This window comes from Psychromonas sp. SP041 (assembly GCF_000470315.2).
Lineage (GTDB): Bacteria > Pseudomonadota > Gammaproteobacteria > Enterobacterales > Psychromonadaceae > Psychromonas.
Map to the genome: position 1 here is coordinate 62,568 of NZ_CBRF02000024.1, position 16,784 is coordinate 79,351.

At 35.3% G+C, this 16,784-nt stretch carries 13 protein-coding genes; 5 read left to right on the top strand and 8 right to left on the bottom strand.

Annotated elements, in window-relative coordinates; translation table 11 throughout:
- The first annotated feature begins 25 nt into the window (after positions 1-25).
- Positions 26-1,408 carry a sodium-dependent transporter gene (locus SP041_RS13725; RefSeq protein WP_025565839.1) on the top strand — a complete coding sequence of 461 codons (1,383 nt, stop codon included), beginning with the start codon at positions 26-28 and terminating at the stop codon, positions 1,406-1,408.
- Positions 1,409-1,611: 203 nt separating this feature from the next.
- On the opposite strand, the gene SP041_RS13730 is transcribed toward SP041_RS13725, so the two are convergent.
- The gene (locus SP041_RS13730; RefSeq protein ID WP_025565840.1) at positions 1,612-2,928 is read right to left on the bottom strand and encodes a SidA/IucD/PvdA family monooxygenase; all 1,317 of its coding nucleotides are present in this window, start codon (positions 2,926-2,928) and stop codon (positions 1,612-1,614) included.
- Between the two features lie 13 nt (positions 2,929-2,941).
- On the bottom strand, positions 2,942-5,776 hold the full coding sequence (locus SP041_RS13735) for a GNAT family N-acetyltransferase (protein WP_240791474.1): 2,835 nt from the start codon (positions 5,774-5,776) through the stop codon (positions 2,942-2,944).
- A 278-nt stretch (positions 5,777-6,054) separates the two neighbouring features.
- Here SP041_RS13735 and SP041_RS13740 point away from each other — a divergent pair, with 278 nt between their 5' ends.
- Positions 6,055-7,884, top strand: coding sequence for an IucA/IucC family protein (locus tag SP041_RS13740; RefSeq protein WP_025565842.1), 1,830 nt, complete (start codon positions 6,055-6,057; stop codon positions 7,882-7,884).
- A 318-nt stretch (positions 7,885-8,202) separates the two neighbouring features.
- Positions 8,203-8,499: an HlyU family transcriptional regulator gene (locus SP041_RS13745; protein WP_025565844.1), complete on the top strand. Its 297-nt coding sequence runs from the start codon at positions 8,203-8,205 to the stop codon at positions 8,497-8,499.
- A gap of 523 nt (positions 8,500-9,022) precedes the next feature.
- Here SP041_RS13745 and SP041_RS13750 read toward each other — a convergent pair.
- Positions 9,023-9,529, bottom strand: a complete 507-nt coding sequence (locus SP041_RS13750) for a hypothetical protein (protein WP_025564718.1) — start codon at positions 9,527-9,529, stop codon at positions 9,023-9,025.
- 523 nt (positions 9,530-10,052) lie between these two features.
- Between SP041_RS13750 and SP041_RS13755 the strand changes: the two genes are divergently transcribed.
- Positions 10,053-10,700 carry a hypothetical protein gene (locus SP041_RS13755; protein ID WP_025564717.1) on the top strand — a complete coding sequence of 216 codons (648 nt, stop codon included), beginning with the start codon at positions 10,053-10,055 and terminating at the stop codon, positions 10,698-10,700.
- Between the two features lie 399 nt (positions 10,701-11,099).
- Positions 11,100-11,693: a hypothetical protein gene (locus SP041_RS13760; RefSeq protein WP_025564716.1), complete on the top strand. Its 594-nt coding sequence runs from the start codon at positions 11,100-11,102 to the stop codon at positions 11,691-11,693.
- Positions 11,694-11,864: 171 nt separating this feature from the next.
- On the opposite strand, the gene SP041_RS13765 is transcribed toward SP041_RS13760, so the two are convergent.
- The 5 genes from SP041_RS13765 to SP041_RS13785 all read right to left on the bottom strand — a co-directional run bounded on the left by SP041_RS13765 (position 11,865) and on the right by SP041_RS13785 (position 16,211).
- A complete protein-coding gene (locus tag SP041_RS13765) occupies positions 11,865-12,509 on the bottom strand; it encodes a glutathione S-transferase family protein (RefSeq protein ID WP_276607152.1) in 645 nt (214 codons plus the stop codon).
- Positions 12,510-12,612: 103 nt separating this feature from the next.
- Positions 12,613-13,212, bottom strand: coding sequence for a glutathione S-transferase N-terminal domain-containing protein (locus SP041_RS13770; RefSeq protein WP_025564714.1), 600 nt, complete (start codon positions 13,210-13,212; stop codon positions 12,613-12,615).
- A 329-nt stretch (positions 13,213-13,541) separates the two neighbouring features.
- Positions 13,542-14,294: a carbon-nitrogen hydrolase family protein gene (locus tag SP041_RS13775; protein ID WP_025566195.1), complete on the bottom strand. Its 753-nt coding sequence runs from the start codon at positions 14,292-14,294 to the stop codon at positions 13,542-13,544.
- A 646-nt stretch (positions 14,295-14,940) separates the two neighbouring features.
- On the bottom strand, positions 14,941-15,219 hold the full coding sequence (locus tag SP041_RS13780) for a hypothetical protein (protein WP_025566194.1): 279 nt from the start codon (positions 15,217-15,219) through the stop codon (positions 14,941-14,943).
- Positions 15,220-15,959: 740 nt separating this feature from the next.
- Positions 15,960-16,211, bottom strand: coding sequence for a hypothetical protein (locus SP041_RS13785; protein ID WP_025565931.1), 252 nt, complete (start codon positions 16,209-16,211; stop codon positions 15,960-15,962).
- Positions 16,212-16,784 lie beyond the last annotated feature (573 nt).

Below are 16,784 nucleotides of genomic sequence, written 5' to 3' on the forward strand. Positions count from 1 at the left end.
GGTTTAATTACATTCAAGGATTTCAATGAATACTGATACACATGTGTCTAATCGATGGTCAAGTCGATACGCGTATATTTTAGCTGCCACGGGTGCAGCTGTTGGGCTTGGTAATATATGGAAATTTCCATACATCATGGGTGAAAATGGAGGCGGTGCGTTCGTATTTGTTTACCTTTTATGTATTTTCTTGATTGGTATCCCTGTGATGATGGCTGAAGTCGTTATCGGTAAACGAGGACGTTCAACTCCTGCGAATGCCATTGCACATGTTGCAACTGAATCAGGCCATTCTTCTCATTGGTCAATCATCGGTACCATTGGTGTATTAGCAGGTTTCTTAATATTAAGTTTTTATACCGTTATCGCAGGATGGGCTGTTGCTTATGTTTTCTTTGCAGGCTCTGGTGAATTCAGCGCAGCAGCAGCGGACCCAGCAACGAATGCGGATATGATTGGCGCTCTGTTTACTGACTTAATCACTAGTGTTCCACAACTGCTTATTTGGTCTTCATTAACGCTTATTGCTGCAGTTTATGTAATTTCAAAAGGGGTTAAAAACGGATTAGAAACAGCGATTACTTACCTAATGCCATCGCTACTAATTCTACTGGTAGGCATTATGCTTTATTCAGCAGTGGTTGGTGATTTCGCATCTGCATTTGCATTTATGTTCCACGTTGATTTTTCTCAACTAACGATCGAAGGTGCTTTAGTAGCATTAGGCCATGCCTTTTTCACGCTGAGTTTAGCAATGGGTATTATGATGATTTACGGTGCATACTTACCGAAAGGTGTGTCGATCGTTAAAACGTCTATTACTATCGCGGTTGCTGATACGGTTGTAGCATTAATTGCTGGTTTAGCGATTTACCCAATCGTATTTGCTAACGGTTTAGAACCAAGCGCGGGGCCTGGTTTATTATTCCAATCGCTTCCACTTGCATTTGGTTCAATGCCATTTGGTGATTTAGTAGGCACATTATTCTTTATCATGATTGTGTTTGCAGCGTTTACGTCTGTGATTGCATTACTTGAATCTCCAACCGCTTACTTAGCGGAACGTCAAAAAATGAGCCGTACTAAAGCTGCTATTATTACAGGCGTGACGGTTTGGATTTTAAGCTTACTGACTATTTACTCATTTGCAGGCGCAGAATGGACTAAACTATCATTTGGTATGGGTGGAGACATTTTTGAGTTCTTAGATTACATCACAGCTAATATCTTATTACCGCTGGGTGGTATCTTTATTTCAATCTTCGCAGGTTGGGTTATTAAGCCTGAAATTTTAAAAGAAGAATTTCAAATGTCAGATCTTTCTTTTGCAATCGTAGTGCTATTGTTACGTTTTGTAGCACCAATTGGCATTTTACTTGTATTTGCAAACGCAATTGGTTTGTTCTAATCATGAAGTAAACGATTAGTTTCGTTAGAAAAATACTGACAAAAAAGCAACTCATTGAGTTGCTTTTTTATTAGCTTTACATTGTGATTCGTCTCTACTCAGTCCTATTAGTCAGGGCTTTATTCAGTTATGTATTGAGCCAATTAGCCACTCACTATGCAGAATGACGCACTGTGTAAATAGACCATTTATTATCATTAATGTTAAGCAACCGATACAAACTCAGCAACTGAAAAAGAAGTCGTAGCCCCCTCACTCCCCCACTCCATCACATTGCTACTTTCACTAATATCGAAACAACATTCTCCTGCTAAATCGTTAATTATTTTAGCTGAACGCCATGCAGCTAAACTCAATTGTGGGTCGGCAATACCATGACTCCCTAGCCCCGCATTAACCGCATAAATACTATTTTCTGGGTTACCTTGCCATTGAACTTTAAAGTTTTCATCTAACTGCAATAACCCATCTTCACATAAATTTAGTTGGTCCATTATCGGCGCTAAACAACGTGGTAACTTAGTCTCAAAACCAGTGGCTAATATCACGACGGTTCCACTATGGCTTTCTTCTAAACCATTTAAGCTATTCTTAACATCCATGTTAAAACCATCGAATCGTTGAGTCATTGATGTCACGGTTCGGTGTGGTAATAAACGTACCCATTTGCGTTGTTTTTGTACTTCAAACTTATCGTATAACTCTTGATAAATAGCGCGTAACGCTTCGGTCGTAATACCATCACTAGTGAGCTTTTGTGCATCGACTTCGCGTTTTTTAACCACCTGTTCGAGATGATAAAATTGCTCTACGTACTGAGGTACAAAGAATTCATTAGCAAACGCGGCTTCATCTAACGCTTGGAAATTAGCACGTCGAGATAACCAATCTAACTGTGCAGGTTGCCCCCAGTGACCACGTAAAGCGTTTAAAAATATATCGGCCCCCGTTTGACCACCACCAACTAAAACTACTTTTTTTCCTGTTAAGTCTATATTACGTAGCCCCATTTCACTTGCATGAAAGCAATGATCACCTAAGCTCGATTTTAGATAATCAGGAACATAAGCAGACTTACCAGTGCCTAAGCATAAATGCTTAGATTCGAAATCACCTTGGCTTGTGGTCACTACAAAGCGATCTTTAACGTGTTTAATCTCTTCAACTGCATGGGAAAACTTAACTTGTTCAATTTGCTTTGCTGTCCATGACAAATAGTCAGAGAATTCAGCGCGCGTGATGGTTTGCATTTCTGTATTTAAGAAACGATAAAACTTTTTATTTTTCACTAAGTAAGACATAAAACTATAAGGGCTTTCAGGCTCAACCGCAGTGACTAAGTCTTTTAAATAGGATGTTTGCATATAAGTATTAGGTAACATCAACCCTTCATGCCAAATAAACTCCTTTTTATTATCGAAGAACTGACTCGATAAATGAGGTACCCGCTCAAGAAGAGCAGCGACACTAAGGTTAAAAGGACCAACACCAACACCTATCAAATCAGTTAGCTTTTTCATTATATTTTCCTTATTAAATGAATGAATTAAAGAAACGATTACGCTCACAACACATCAAAGCAGATCGTTTATGTGGAAAATCAAACTCTTTGAGCTTAACCATGCCGATATTTTTGGTAATACGCACAACGTGATGATTATCGGCTCTAGGCTCTCCCATTATATGCAGTGTTTTATTCTCATCGACGAAACAAGCATGTAATATTGCAGCGGCCCAATTAACGAAATTTTTATGCCCTAGGAAGAGTTTATTACCCACCAACATGTGAACACCACGGTCATAAGGTTGGTAGTCATAATAAGGTCCAAGGCGATCTTCTGCTGCCCAATACACTTCAAAATAACCAAATGGCACACCATCAAAATAACCAACAACTGCCATCGTATGGTCGTCATTAGTTTGCTTATTGATATAATTGCGATGCGTTTCTAGATCGCCTGCTAATTCCCACATACGTGAAATATTCGGTGTGTTATGCCAATCATTAAAAATCGTTAAATCTCGTTCGGCATCAATGCACTTAAAGCTAATGACACGCTGTAATGGGTAGATGTAACGTTGGTACCAAACACCCTCAGGTTGCGCTGGTCGTATTGGATGATAACTTCCATTATCAGCTTCAATAAACTGTTCATCTGTTATTACAGGGAGTAATGAAGGTTGGCTCTTCGTCCAAATACCTGCAAATTGAAAAAAGTGATTACGTTTTAGAATAACTTGACCAGATAATACGTTAGCCCAACTTGGCACCTCGACATCAGTCAAATCCTCCCAGACTTGTTGATCAATGAAGATACATTGATTAAGACTTTGCTTCTCTTCAATCGTTGGTGAAATTAAACCTGAAAAATAATATTCAAGTACATTAAACCATTGTTTTGGTGACATTTTAGAGTCTGTTACTAACCCAACAGAAACGGCTTCTGAATAAGGTGACATTTGAGATTGTATTTCATTCGGCTTGCATAATTGATGACAACCTTCTCCACTGACATGCCATTCTAATCGCCATTGTTGCCAATTCGATTCAATGGTTAACTGTTTGCCTGATTGCTTAAATATTAAATTTAATCCTGTTTTTTGCTCTGCAGGATCTTTCATATTAAACAAAATAGGTTTGTAAGTTAATCGCGTTTTTTCATCTTTTAGTAAACGATAAGGATTATTTATCCCCTGATAAATTTTACTGGGATCTTTCAACTCAGTTTCATTATTGATGCCTAAGAAACAAAAAAAGTTACCTTTAATTTTCAACTGTTCTGAGGTTAATAAATAAGAATAAAATGATCGGTCACAAAAACTATGTTGCGAAAGTTGACTAAAAAATTGCTGGCTAATACGTAATAATCCTTGGCTGTCATTATCAGATAACTGTGTTGATAATGCGGCCACCACACTGTTTAAAGAATTAAGAATTAAGTAATAACTGAAATATTCATTAACCGCCTCACTTTCAACAAAATAAGCGGGCGGATTAGCAGCGAGTAGTGGAAAACGCTTTAATGCGGTATCGGTATAACCCGTTCCTTGGCAATCTCTAAAAGCCCCACCGACAGGTAAATAACCAGTTAATGTCACTAATAAATTTTGTTGGTGTGCTAACAACACTAAACCGTAATCACTTCGTGCAACAGCAACGGGCTTAATGACATTTTCTAAAAAGTGTTCAAACCACATTTTACTGGCTATTGATGTCGATATATTACGATCTTCGGCTAGATCAGACACTAAGTTAACAATAGGATTTTTACCGTCCTGGCTTTCTTGAGTCATTGTAGCCAATGTAACAGTGGCTTCTTTGCCAGTTAAATAAAGATTTTCACGCCAACAAAATAAACTGTCTAATAACAATTCACCACTAACATCTTTTAACCCACACCATGCAGGTTCTTGTAAAACATTAAATTGGGGGAAACGCTGTTTAAACTCTGCTCCTGCTAATTCATTACTGACTTGTTGAAAGAGCACGCCACGAGACAGTTCAATAGGAGATAAGTAGCGAATAGAATTAGTTAATTTCACCGCTAAAGAAAACTTTAACATCCAACGACTTTCTGATTGCCATAATGCACGCGTTGAAGAAGTGGCTCGCCAAGTTCTACCCTGCGACTTCAAATCAATAACCAAACCTTGATCAAAATACTGTTGAATAGTGCCATTGTTAACCAGTACTTCTGCTTGATGAGGGTGAACAGGGTAAGGAACAAAACCAACGGGAACAGGTAGTTTAATACCAGCATCTTGATAACTCTGCAGTAATAATTCACAGAGGGAACCTTCAGTGTTTATATCTTGTGTATAAGCACTTTCACCTGCAATAAGCTCTTTTTTTACAAAATACCAATGTAAAGCAAACTCACCTGCATAATCAGGGCTAAATTGTTGAGCTTGTTGTTGAGACCAACCTTGATGTGTTTTACTGGCTGGGTGTAAATTATGCCCGCCAATTAAACTCTGTTCTGCGGTAATAAAGCCGTCAATACTTGTCTCACTTTTACGATGAGTCATAACATCTGCCATGTGGTGCTCACTAGCAAATACTTGTTCTTTAAATGCATTAATTTGATGTTGGTTATAACTATTCTGAATACTTGGATGGTTACAAATAAACGTAACGACTTGTTGAAAGTCGATATCTTTCTCTCTACCTTGATCGCGTATTTTAGCTGGCCAATTAAAGTTAAATCGTTGTACTAAAGAGTCATGTAATAAAGATAAAACTAACGTACCTTCAGAGCTGGTGATGGTAATTTCTTGTTTATTTTTTTCATACTCCTTCCACTCATTTAATAATGCATTGAGAAAACCAGTCAATGCTAATCGTTCTGTATAGCTATACAGCATCATTAAGATCCTTTTCCGTTATATCTAAAACATTACTAATACTTAATCGTTTAAATCTCCTTATTTATAAAACGCTCATGCATCTCTCATGTACATTTATTTAATAAATCATTGAAATAAAAAACAATTTAAATAATAATAATTATCATTAAGATTGAATGGTATTGCAAACGATAATGATTGTCATTAAGTTTAATGTAAATTATTTATTAATTAAACATTAATTCTGTAACACTTTAACCGTTTAAAGCCCGTATTTTATTTATCAAAAAAGGTGTCGTATGATAGAAATTAATCAGCAACAATGGCAGAAAGTAAATAACCAACTAAATGCTAAAATCATCAGTGAATTACATTATGAAGAATTGCTTGAATTGAATGTAAAAGACACGGTTAGCAATACACAAGAAAGTAAAATCCAAGTGAAAATGGCGCAAAAAAAGACGGTTTTTTATCAATGGAACACAGCGAAGATCACATGGGAATTTCAGGCTAAAAAACATATTTGGGGCAATATCATTATCGATGATAATTCACTATCTCGTAATGGTGAAAAAAACATCAATACCGCTGAACTACTTAAAGATATTGCCAATGACATTAAATTAGACAATATAATTTTAGGTAATTTAATCGAAGAAATTCAGCAAACGTTATATGCCGATTTACAATCAATGAAGTCTCTTCAAAAATATACAGGCTCTGCACTGCTCAATTTATCTGGTGTTGCATTACAAGCTGTTTTAAAAGGCCATCCGAAAGCACTCGCCAACAAAGGACGTTTAGGTTGGGGAACATCTGAATTGACACAATATGCACCTGAGTATGGGCAACATTTTCAATTGCATTTTATTGCCATTAAAAAAACATTAACCACCATTGGTATTGAAAGAAACCTAAAAGAAACGCACTATCAAACACTAGTTCGTATGTTGACTGAAATGATGTCGCCACAGCAGATGGAGAGCGTGTTTAAAACACTAGAAGAACAGCATATTTCACTAGAAAAATATTGGATAATTCCAACTCATCCTTGGCAATTTCAGCATTATATTACCTCTCAATTTACAGCTTTATTGGCTGATAAAAGTATCATTGATTTAGGGATCACTGGTGATTATTACCAAGCGCAACAGTCAATTCGCACACTATCTAATATAACGCGACCTAAAAGAAATGATGTAAAACTGCCTATCACTATTTTAAACACCTCTTGCTACCGAGGTATCCCAGGTAAATATATTACCTCTGGTGCAGAATTATCTGAATTTATTCAACAACGTTGCGATCAAGATAGTTTTTTTAAAAAATCAAACTTTAAAGTGCTCAAAGAATGGGCGGGTATCCATGTCACGAACCCGAATCAAGTCGATATTAAACAAACACCTTATCGTTACAATGAAATGTTAGGCGTTATTTTAAGACAAAGCCCTGCGGCGATTTTAGCAGAAAATCAACAGGACAAATTAGCAGCCGCTTTAATGCAGAATGATGTAAATGGCCATAGTTTAATAGCGCAATATATTGAAGCAAGCGGTCTCGATATAAACGCTTGGTTAACCAAGCTTTTTGATAGCACAGTCATCCCGCTTTATCACCTCATGTGTCAATATGGGATTGCGTTAGTATCTCATGGGCAAAACCTAACGTTATTAATGGAAAACCATATTCCTGTTGGTTTAGCGATCAAAGATTTCCATGGAGATTTACGCATTGTAGATGAGGACTTTCCAGAACATGCTGAGTTACCAGCACATATCTCGCAGCAACTGACTAAACTGCCCGCTCAATATTTATTACACGACTTATATACCGGCCATTTTGTCACTGTATTACGCTTTGTGTCACCTTTGCTTGAAGATCAACTCGATTACAGTGAGCATGATTTCTATCAATTACTTTCACAAAGAATAGTAAAATACCAAGCGCAGTTTCCAGCATTAGCAATACGCTTTAAACAGTTTGATTTACTAGCTGAAAAAGTTGAAAAAATTTGCATAAATCGAGTCCGTTTTAATATTGGTTACCAAGATACTAGCGAACGTTTATTACCCGTACTGGGACAACCTCTAAATAATCCCCTATTCCCTGATACTGTATTGACACCTTAACAAATGAAATACTTCACTAGGGTTGATTAAGGCTTATGAACAGAGAACACTTTATTCATGAGCCTTGGTAAACTCTATTGAGATATTTTAAAGCCTATTACGATATTTTCTGACGTTACAGGCACTGATAAAGTACAAGACTGATCTGACCTAAACCTAAACCTAAATAAAATACGAACTGCCCTCTTATTTACCCATCACGCCAATTAAATAATTAAGCAAAAATACAAATATAAAAACCAGTTTGATTTACAATACTTTATACAATGTCTTATAAAATTAATTATTCACCATAAAAATACATAAGGAATAAATGTAATGGGTTTTTTATCTGGTTTAGCCTCTCTCTTTTCAAGCAATACAAGTCATTCAAAAGAGCAAGCGTCGGTAGAAGAAAGTATTGAATATAAAGGATTTACTATTACGCCTAATCCAATGAATGAGGGGGGCCAATACCGACTCTCTGCTATTATTGAAAAGGAAGTAAACGAGGTTGTTTTATCACACTCTTTTATCCGTTCAGATGTGATTGCAAGCCGAGATGATTGTATAGAAATGACTATCAGAAAAGCTAAAATAGCGATCGATCAGATGGGGGAATCTATTTTTAATTAATAACTTTTTTAATTAATAGCTTTTTTTAATTAATGTTTTTTTAATTAAAAATAGATTAAAAGTACTATAATTCAATTGATAGCTAGTAATACCAAAAGAATTAATAAGATGATCATTCTTGCTGGTTAAAATCCCCCCTAACTGCGTTGTGAGTTTTGAAGTGAGAACAACTATCTCCTACAACTCACGCCTTATTAGTGTTGATTTTTCCTGCACAATCTCTGATCACTTATTTAATTCCATTGGTATAAACAACATAGCTATCAATAGATAAAGGGTTTCAATAGAAGTTGCACGTTAACTTTCGGTCTAATGACTTAAGTATTGATAATTAAATGTTGATAGTTTAAATATTGAAAGCTTAGGAACTGAAAGTGAAGCATTAATAACTGAAATACTATGTCGTCGAGCACATTCTTTTAACTTATTAACTATTTTTATCTTTTCTCTTTTCTCTTTTCTCTTTTCTCTTTATTAGATTATCTATCCAGCAACTTATTAGAAATGGAGAAATAAAAATGCTTTAAGGCCCCTTCGATAACTGATGAGTTTGCCGATAGGTTTCTTGTATTAGCCAAGCATCATTACTGGCGCGATGACGCTGTATGTTTGACTGAATAATTATTTTATCTTTGGTTTTATGCCAAATTTTCATTTGCTCGTCAGAGAGAATCATTTCTAAAGAACTAACAGTAAACTGCATCTCAACGCCAGAGGCATAAAACAATCTTGTCAGCCAGGGTTTATCGACCACCCAACCATCGGAATACAGAGTCATACCCGCTAGCTTTTCATTAAGTAAACAAGCCACTTTTGAAACAGATTTCCCATGATTTTCCAGCATTTTTCGTGAAATATGATGCACTTTTTCAGCCTCTTCACTCCAATACTGCCAATCATCTGCCGGAAAAATTAAACTGCAAAACTTTTCCCCAGTCCCTAGTATTAAGCCCACTTCAATAGGGTAACTCTCCCCACCAAAACCAGACGCTTCTATATCGATGATGTTGGGGTTATTCACATAATGCATAAAGTCGCCTATTTAGTTTAGTTTTATAACACCTAATGGGAGAGTTAAAAATTCAAGTTTATTGCTAGAGAAAAATCACGAAAAATTATTATTCACCATTTTATTTATAATGATTATTTATAAGTAATTAATACAATAAAACGGGTGAGTAAACGTTTAATACTTATTCAACTAACCATAACAAAACAAATAACTTAATGAAAAAAATTAAGAAAGGAAGTTAAAAATAATAACTCCCCATGTAAATTAAATTAACAACGTAGATGAAGGTACTAAGTAATAATGCATCAACCACAATAAAGCAAACATTTATCAAAAAATAAAATATAACCAATAAATACAACAAGATAAACGTAAATATAAAAAACAAAAGACAATTTAATGTATTTTTTAAATTATCCTATACAATATTTATCTTTAAAAAATCAATTAATAGTAAAAACAAGATTAAGGTATTCGTAATAACAGCCTACTCTTTTTTATTATATTGATCTTGATAGATTCTAATTAAAAAGGACTTTTTATGTTTAACCCTCAGGTAGTTGCATTAATTTCATGTTCACTGGTTCTTTCGGCCTGTGGCGATAGTAGTGATAATACAGATTCAGCAGAGTCTGTTGAGCCAAGTGTAACGTTAAATATTCAATCAAAAAATCACTTTACCGGTGACTTCATTGAAGGGGCATCAATCAATATTTCTTCAACAGTTAATGGTAGTACTGTCACCAATACGGGCAACACAGATGCCAATGGCGAATTGAATATTTCATTACCAGAAAATACGCAGCGCATTATTGTTAATGGTGATGCCGATGGGTATGGCGAATACAGCATTATCGTTACGTCAGATGATCAAAATATAGATTTATTTTTACAACCATCGAATCTACAAAGCTCGTTTGATCCAAGCACCGAATTTACTTTAGATATTTCAGGACTGAGCATTGTCTCTTTACCGGCCAATGCTTTTGTAGATGAAAATGGGGATACACCTTCAGGTAATCTCAAGGCTGAATTAACCATTATCGACCCAAGTACCGACCCAGAACTAATGCAGGGTAACTTCGAAACCATAGATGCAACAACAGGTGATGTTGGCCTCATTGAAAGCTTTGGTGCTATTAATGCAACCTTTAATGATGCGGAAGGTAATAGCTACAATTTGGCTTAAAACCAAACAGCAACAATAAGAATTCCTTTAGCAACAGGCTCAACTAATCCACCAACAACTATTCCCCTATACCATTTTAACGAAGAAACTGGCTATTGGGATCAAGAAGGAACAGCGACCCTATCAACTGATCAAACATATTATAAGGGTACGGTTTCACATTTCTCAACATGGAATGCAGATAGACTTTATGAATCAGTACAAATAAGCGGTTGTTTACAAGATCAAACAGGCTCTGTAATCAGTAATGCGCGAATTCAAACCCAAGGTGCTGACTATTCAGGGCAAGCAATCACTTACTCAGATATCGATGGTAACTTTAGTATCCCAGCAAAATCAGATTCAACCGTCCTGTTATCGGCATTCGGTACAGATGGTTTAAGCAGAACAACCACCCTAGTGACAGACGAACAAGATATCATTCAAGATAGCTGTATTACTTTAGAACCTGGCGCTGCTGTTATTACATTAACGTGGGGAGAAAACCCAAGCGACTTAGATACGCAATTCTTTGGACCAAACTCGTCGGATGGTGAAAGCCCATTTTTGGTTTATTATAGTAATCAAGAAATAATACTGAGTGAAAGTAGCATATCGTTAGATGTTGATGATGTGACGAGCTATGGACCAGAAGTGACCACCATCAGTTCTTTCCCTTACGCAGGTCGATACAGTTACGCAGTCAAACACTTCAGTGGCTCAAGTGATATTGCAAGCTCCCCTGCTCGTGTTGAACTTGACTACTTAGGTGATAAACAAATATTTTCACCACCCACTGGCGAAGTATCTCTTTGTTGGGGAGTATTTGACTTTGTTGTTGATGAGCAAGGAGAAGTAACGATTGAGACAAAAGGTACATGGGAAAGCAGTGATTACTGCAACGCCAATGAATATGTTACGAGTACAAACACAAGATCGTTATCTAACGCTGTTTTTAAAGAAAAGTCAGGTCTATTAGAAGAGATGATTAACAATAAGTATTACGTAAAATAAGTACTGTCATAAATATAGTACTGTGGGGTATAGCGCGTTTTTCGTCCTTCTGAATAATGGTATATAACCCCTACCTATCAAAAGGCCAAGCATTAGATGTTTGGCCTTTTTTATTGTCTATTCTAGACTAGCAACGTTGATAAACCATTAACTGTATTATTCCAACTCAATTTAACACTCGAAGCTTAATCCTTCTTGAGCCAGCATGTTTTGAATAGCATCTAATTTAAGCATTGCTTGAATATGTGACCGTAGATTTGGCCAATCTTCAGCTCGACTATCGTACCCGTGACTCCAATAGGTGATCATAAACAAGTGGAAATCAGCACCACTTAACTCATCACCTAAAAGCCATGGGCCTGTTTTACCAAGATCTGTATTGAGAATATCCCAACAACGCGCCAATGCTTGATTACCTTTATCTTTAATTTGTTTCAAGTCTGCATCGCCACTAATATAATTTTCAGGATGAGCCCAACGATCAACCGCTTCCTGTAACGTATTAGACATCCAAATTAAGTATTGGTAATAGTAACCTCGTTTAGGTGAATTGAGTGAAGGGGCTAAACCAGACTCTGGATGTTGATCCAATATATACATCAAGATTGCAGAGGATTCATAAATCACTTGTTCATTATGCTTTAAAGTCGGCACCTTACCATTTGGGTTAATGGCTAAATACTCAGGTGTTTTTTGCATTTGTTTCGTTAAGTCAATTTCAATCAACTTATAAGGTACACCTAACGCTTCTAATACCGCGTGAGTAGCCATATTCGCACCACCCCGATCCCAATATAATGTATAAATAATGTTTATCCTTTTTTACAAAAAAAGTGCCATTAACCATCAATGACAACACAATTACAGACAACTTACAGGCCAATTACAAATCAATGACAGGCTAAGTATTATTAATATTTTACTTACTTTCCCAGACTTTAGCTTGCTTGATAGCCTCTTGCAAAAAATCCCAATCAAGTAAACTTTGTTGGTAGTCACCCGCTTTACCATTCAGCATGATACCGTATGTTTTTAATCTATAAGCTAAAATTGAATAGAACGCATCAACTACACCGACTTTTTCAAACATATATGGTAATTGAGCTTGTTCAAAGATAGTTTCTATTCTTGAGATTTCGTTTTTAATGCCATCATTCAAGGTTGATAATGGGTTTACTTTTTCTAAAGTAAAAGAACACTGTCCTCTTAAATTCATAAATCCAGAGTGCAACTCACTGCACAAACTTCTGGCAATCGCCCTTTCATTCACAGTATCAGGAAAAAGTTCGCCGTTTGACTGTTCATTCAAATATTCAATAATGGCTAAAGAGTCATGAACAACTAATGAATTATCAATAAGTGCAGGTACTAAACCTGATGGTGAAAAGGTCAATACTTGTGCTTTATAGTCAGCATCCGTTAAATCAATGACCTTAATATTAAAATCTATATTCGTTAATTGACCACATATCCAAACTCTAAGTGACCAGGTTGAATCTTTACCGACGATTAATTCCATTTAAACCTCATTAAGTTAATAATACCAATCACACTAATTAAGTTATCTATTTTACTTGTTAAAATAACTTATTTCTTCGTTGTAAATTTCGTAAAAGGAACAACCATTTAGCTCAATTTTCGCCTTGAACTAAGTCATTTTTCCTGCGCAAAATTTAGATCACTTATTTAATGTAATCGGTATAACCTTTGTATAAAACAATGAACATAGCCATCTATTGATTTTTATCATTCCCTGAAAAGACGTTAAATGCAAACAATAGGCATAAATTTTAACAGGATACCAAAAGCATTATATGACAATGATTACGACTATTTTTTTGTATTGATTTACAACTCAACAACATAGCCAACCCAATGATGACCTCTCTTTTCAGCAACCGCTAACGCATCCTCAGTTTCATTTGCACAAGCAAGTAACTTACCAGCAAACCAAATAGCACTTTTCCCGATGGGTGACCATGCCCCTGTAGGTTGATTGTGATTGGCCATTGCAACTAACATATTAAAATCACGCGAGTAGCCCTCTAAAAAACGAACGTCAGCTGCATAACCACGTTGACCAATTAACACACCTGCCATATATATATTTGCACCAAGTTCATAGCATATTTTAGCGTGAATGGGATGAATGGTATCGGCACAAATAGCATTAGCAATATTCAGCTCACCATGTGAAGATTGAACCTTAGTAAGATAATGACTAGTTCCTTCAACAATAAATGTCTCCTCTCCTGCATGTAAATGCATTTTGCTATAGCTATTCACATCGCCTAAATCAGAAATAATAATAACAGCAATATGAATCGTATTATTGGCTAATAAAGGAACCCCAACAGCAATAAAAATAGCGTATTTAATAGCAGATTCAATCAACGGTAATAGTCTTTTATCATCAATAGTGAAAGCGAGCTCAGAGGCGAGTTCTAATTCATAACCGGTAAGGGATAGTTCAGGGAATACAAGATAGGATACACCAGCCTTAGCCGCTTTTTCTATTGCGAGTAAATGACTTTTAATATTGGCAGAGACATCACCTTTCAATGATGGTATTTGAGCAACTGCAATCTTTAAATTCTGCATACCAATTCCCTTTGTAGTTGATAAAAATGACATCTCTATTTAATTGTTCGTTATGTCGTCACAATCACCTATAAAAGCGATCTTTAGAAAGTACCTACAGAAATAACATATCCATACAGCATAATTAACGAACAATTAAATTAAACAGTTAAAAACTAGCGGATGCCTTCACTATAAATAATGACTTTATTAGCCGTTACTTTACCGCTTCGTATTTTTCTTTCTACAATTATTTTAATCTCTTCTTCGTGATTTAAATATTGTTGCATTACTTCATCAGATACTGCCTCTGGGCTTAAACCTTCAGGATCTAGCGCTTCAAAAGTAACAACACAGGTATATCAGCAATGATAGGGAAGTTAATTTCAGTGGTATCACCAAAAAAAGCTAAGCCTTTAAATTCGATATTCATATTATTTTTCATATATTGTAATGTTTGGAGTACATAAAGAGGCGCTAGAATAGCCTCAACACATTTATTTAATAAAAATAATTTTTATTCAGCGAATTTCTGATGGTTTTAAAATGAAAGGTAATGGAAGTTAATAATAATGTATTCAGCAAATAAGCCTTACTAAGGGACTTTAGTTGTTTTAAGGTTTGATAGGGTAATTATTTACAGGGTCGTATGTTCATGCATTATATTTTAAATGATTCGATTATCTTTAACTAAAGCGCGTCGTATATTTTTACACAGTTTGCCAAAACGATTAAGTTCGTCAAAAGTTGGACTATTACCTCTGTTAATTTCATGCTCCCAATAAACTATCTCTGTATCAACTAATTCCATTAATTTCTTGGTACAGGTCGTGCAGCTGTTGTTGGGACTGCATTTAAACGTATCTTCTTGATATAGAGGAAAATCAACTTTTACAGCATCAATAATATTTTGCATGACAGTCATTCTATCGGGCTTTATATTCATGAGCTTAAATCCAATGGTATTGCATTAATGATTAATAACAATATTACTCCCAAAGAATAGGAATTTATGAAGATAGATCAATAGAATATAAGTTTTAGTTATACCAATGGAATTAAATAAGTGATCAGAAATTGCGCAGGAAAAATTAACACTAATAAGGCGTGAGTTGTAGAAGATAGTTGTTCTCACTTCAAAACTCAGAACGCAGTTAGGGGTGATTTTAACCAGTAAGAATGATCACCTTATTAATTCTTTTGGTATTAGTCTCGTTTGAATTTAAGCATTGAATATCTAAATATGTAATATCAATTACAATAGGTAGGTAATTTATTTTCTTGGCTAAAACAATCTATTTCTTCGTGATAGATTTCGTAAAAATATCAGTTTTTTAATTCCCCTCTTAAATTAAATTGCTTTTCTACCAATATTTAAATCACATATTTAGTGAGATTGGAACGAGTTTAACAATAACAACACTAGCTTTATACTGTGCAGCATTTAATGAATAACCGCTCAGAGTGAATTAAGCCATCTCAACATCTGAACCTAGTATGGCGATAAATAGCACCTAATCGCTTGAATCTTTCTTTATTGAAGTAATGCCATGGTAAATAACCTCTGCTCTGTATAAGCAATACAACAACACATTTAAACAGACTAAAATAGAGAGTACAAAACGTGTAACGAAGTGAAACTCTCTACTGAATGATTCGAAGAAAAAGGTGAACACTAAGTGCCGTTTACATATTCTTTTTGTTTATGAGTCTTGATGTGATCATATAAATGACAGCACTTTGTACGAGCAAGGAAAATGCCATTGATAACTCATACCAATCATAATAAAAAGCTGGAGCGTTGTTGCCCAATACACCTGTCGCTTCAATCAGATTAAGCGGCCAAACACAATATAAGTTCGATAGTTCACCATCTATAACCATCAACAAAAATAACGTTATCACTGAAAAAACAAATGAAATTGTAAAAACCTTCACTAGCAACACTCCATATTGACTCGAACAAAGAACAGATTATTAGACAGAAGATATCCCTGTTTACAATGGATAAATAAAGCAACTTAATCTGTTTTAATTTGATATCACAATAACAATTTTAATTAACTAATCAAGGAGTTAACCAGCAGAATAAAACCTTAATCATGTGGATAAATGGAAAAAGTCCGATTAATAACAAAAATATGAAGTAACACGAGTACGATGCATAAACACATTTAAACTAACAATAAGGCATAAAGATAAAATATCTATTTTCATTGGCTGTAACTGAACATTTGAGAATGATGTTTATACAGAAGACATCACTATTTTAGTGCAGACCAAGTTTATTGGTAACAAGGTTAAAGTCGCAATATCAAACTACATCATAAAACGTTTAAACTTGATTCTTAATGAAGAGAAAAACTATGTCGGGTCCGTGTCTAATACCAATTCCGATAATTAAGTTTCCAGATTAGTCCAGTCTCTATAACATTGTGAGATGACTCTATTTTTGTCTTCGCTGAAGCGATTCCAAGCATCACAACATTTATTGACAATATCGTTATAACC